Consider the following 641-nt stretch of genomic DNA (forward strand, 5'->3'; position numbering starts at 1 on the left):
GCTGGCTTGCCTGCGATGCAGACGCCGCGGTCTGGCAGGTACGCCGCGGCGATGCCATCGCAGGCAAGCCAGCTCCCACAGGAAGCAGGGCTAGGCCAAGTCTTGCAAAACGGCCGTTATCTTATAGCAAAACGGCGACCAGAGGCCGCCGTTTAGTGCATTGCGCAAGTTTTTACACGGCCGTTACCGGCTGAGCCTTCACCGCAGGTTTTGGCAGCGACGAGAGGAACGCCATGATCAACGCCGCCACGTACGGCAGCGATTGCACCAGCAGCATCACCACCCAGAAGCGCATGTCATTGCTCGGCAGGCCTTGCACCAGGTAAATCCCCAGCGCCGCGCCCCACAACAGCAGCATGATGAACATTTCTTCGCGGCTTCGGAAATCGCGACCCAGAAGCCGTGGTTATCCGCATTTTTAGGTGTACGAAAGAACGGAATACTGGTGGTGAAGAAGCCATACAACACCGCTTTCGCGATGGTGTGCGACAACGCCAACCCGGCCAGTGCTGCGCAGAACGCGTCCTTAAGGTTCACGCCCATCGCACGACGGTAGAGGAAGATGATCTTGCCCACCTTGAACACGAACAACGCCAGCGGCGGAATCGCGAAAATCAGCAGCGGCGGGTCGACACGGGTGG

At 59.3% G+C, this 641-nt stretch carries 1 pseudogene; it reads right to left on the bottom strand.

Annotation, left to right across the window (positions count from 1 at the left end):
* Positions 1 to 172 precede the first annotated feature (172 nt).
* Positions 173 to 641, bottom strand: a pseudogene (locus tag F0169_RS27250) (beta-(1-3)-glucosyl transferase); the annotation flags it as partial.

The sequence above is a fragment of the Pseudomonas kitaguniensis genome (genome assembly GCF_009296165.1).
GTDB lineage: Bacteria > Pseudomonadota > Gammaproteobacteria > Pseudomonadales > Pseudomonadaceae > Aquipseudomonas > Aquipseudomonas kitaguniensis.